The organism is Lutibacter sp., from assembly GCF_040883305.1.
Taxonomy (GTDB): domain Bacteria; phylum Bacteroidota; class Bacteroidia; order Flavobacteriales; family Flavobacteriaceae; genus Lutibacter.
The window spans coordinates 1-2,676 of the sequence record NZ_JBFLKT010000452.1; the positions used below are offsets into that span (position 1 = coordinate 1).

Here is a 2,676-nt window from a genome sequence, read left to right on the forward strand (position 1 = left end):
AGTTTCTAAATTTGCTCTCCAAGAAACTGCATCTGATGTTCTAGTACTTGCATGTAGTGCAGTAAATAAATTTTTAATATCAGTCCAATCTGCTTCATCTTCATTGGTCTTTTTTTCAAAGCCATTTTCATTAAAAGTACCTTCAGCAAAACTAGAACCGTAATCTTCAGGTTTGTACAAATTACCATCGTCACTAGAAAATTGAGTTTTAATTACGGTATTATCAACTTCTTCAACCAAGGTGTATAATCCAAAATATTCTGGTCCATCTCCGTGATCTACATAAAGTGTATAAAAAGCAGTATTTGAAACTGCCAAACCTGCGTTTTTAAAAATATCTGCTGTAACTTTTTCTCTTAAAAAAGAGCTGTCATCATAATTGTTTTTTAGGCTGAATTTTTTAAAACCGTAAAAACGTTGGTTTTTTATTTGTGGATAATCATCTTCATACTCATCAAAATCCATTTTAAAAGCTAATTTTAAAATACCTGCTTGCCAAGCGCTTTGCAAACTAGAATTTCCTTTAAAACGTAAACCTACTTTGTACCATTCTTTTCCATTGTAAAATACCGATCCAGGTACAAAAATTGGATCTTGGTCAATGTCGCTCAAACCACCACCACCACCTGGTCCACCAGAATTTGTTCCTCCAAGGGCTCCGTATAAACTGGTCATATCGTTTAACATTGCTGCCCAGTTATCTTCTGAAATTACAAAATCAAATCTTTTTACTTCTGTGTTGCTAAAGACTTCATAAAAATTAGGGTCGGCACTTTTACTGTGTGATTCATTTGTCCAATCAGTTGGATCAAAATCAAGATCTGTAATTTGCACTTCAGTATTTGTGTTCTCTTCTACTTCGGTTTCAGTTTCTGTAATTGCATCATCATCGCTACAACTTATTAAAAAGTAAGTTGAAAGAAATAGAATGCTTGTTGCTATTAAAAATTTTGTTTTCATTTTATGTGAATTTATGTGTTGTTATTATTTAGAGCAAAACTCCATTTTTTAGATGTGCTTTGAAAAGTTAATCAATGAATTGGTGTTTTTTATCTACCAATAGAAGTATTTAGAATAATTGAAAAAGAGACTGCTTTAAAAGTATTTTTTTTATATAATTTAAACAGCCTCTATTTCTTATTAACCAAACAAACTATTTCTTTCTATTTTTTATGGTGTACGTATATTTTAATCCAATAATTTTTGTGGTTTCAGGAATAGATTCATTTAGTTCTTTTTCATATCTATAGAATAATCCAAGTGTACCCATTTTCTTAAATTTATATTCTGTTCCTAATGTTAACCTGTATTTATCAAAACCGTTTTCTTCTCCTTTTTCTAAGTGATTAAAAATTTCTGCTGAAAACTTTGGGTCTAGTTTCCAATTTTTAAAATTATAGCCTACAGCTGTTTTAAATCGAATATGTTGGTTGGCAAAATCATCAACACCCAATTCATTCTTGTTTTGATAACGCAACCTATATTTTAAAGAAAAATCGCTTATTTTATGTTTATATGACGCATCCAAATTAAGCCTAAAATGATTTTCATAACCTTGTAATTTCCCTTCATTATCATTTTCGCTTATGTAACGAAAACCTGCTCCAAGTTCAAATTTTTTAGATATTGAATATTCAGTACTCAATTGTGTAAAGTATTCACTTATTTCCGAAATATTTTCATCTAATCTAAGTTGCTCTTCTAGTTCAAAAGACCATTTTTTGTTTAACTTATATTTTAAACCAATAGTATTCCAACTCTCCAAATCCTTTGTACCATCTTCTTGAGAAAAACAAGTTGAAATAGAAAAAACACTTACTAATAACGGAATAATAAATGTTTGTTTAAATGTTTGTGTTTTCATAATTTTTAGGTGTATTAATTTCCTCTGAAAAAAAAGATGGTCACTTTTGCAGTATCCTTTAAAAAGTCAACATCGCCAATAGTTACTTTGTTTATAGATAATCCTGTTCTACTTTCTAAATCTTGTTTTAATAGGTGGTAGTTTTCGGGTTTAATATTTTCTATGTTTTCGTAAACCACAGCTTTAGATTCTTCTTGTTTTAAAGCCCAGTATCTTTCAATTAGAAAAAGCACTAAAATTATAAGCGAGTTTGCACCTATAATTTCGGCGTAGCTCATTTTTTTGTTTGCTAAAGAATTAATTACTGAAACCCCAATTACAACAAATAAATAGGTCATTTCTTTAATAGGAATTGCATCAGTTCTGTAACGGATAATACCGAATATGGCAAACAATCCTAGTGCCATTCCAATATCAAGCTCATACTTTTTTAAGGTAAAGCATAAGAAAAATACAATTACACTAATTAGGTAATACGTAAAAACATAATCTTTTCGTTTTGATAAATGATAGTATAAAAAGCGAATGATAATTGTTAAAAAAGTGAAATTAATCACGAATCTAAACATCATTTTAAAAAAATCGTCGTCAAATAAGGGGATGTCTAAAAATTCCATAGGTGTTAATTTTTTATGCTGTTATTTTATTTATTTTAATTAATTTTTTCTTGAATCGGTTGTATTTTAAATCGTTATAAACACCTAGCATTCCAATACAATATTTGCTAAGGCTATAAGGGTTTATTTGTCGTAGTTTTAATTGTTGTGCAACTGGAGAAGTACGTGTAAAACGTTCTTGTTTTAACTCAATAA

4 protein-coding genes are annotated in these 2,676 nt (G+C 29.3%); all 4 read right to left on the bottom strand.

Annotated features, from left to right (window positions below; genetic code table 11):
• Positions 1-960, bottom strand: a 960-nt coding sequence (locus AB1Z17_RS14450) for a CotH kinase family protein (protein WP_368052472.1), incomplete at its 3' end; no start/stop codon positions are given.
• Positions 961-1,153: 193 nt separating this feature from the next.
• A complete protein-coding gene (locus tag AB1Z17_RS14455) occupies positions 1,154-1,864 on the bottom strand; it encodes a DUF2490 domain-containing protein (protein WP_368052473.1) in 711 nt (236 codons plus the stop codon).
• A gap of 14 nt (positions 1,865-1,878) precedes the next feature.
• Positions 1,879-2,481, bottom strand: coding sequence for a DUF4956 domain-containing protein (locus AB1Z17_RS14460; RefSeq protein WP_368052474.1), 603 nt, complete (start codon positions 2,479-2,481; stop codon positions 1,879-1,881).
• A 13-nt stretch (positions 2,482-2,494) separates the two neighbouring features.
• Positions 2,495-2,676: hypothetical protein (locus tag AB1Z17_RS14465; RefSeq protein ID WP_368052475.1), on the bottom strand; the 182-nt coding region annotated here is incomplete at its 5' end.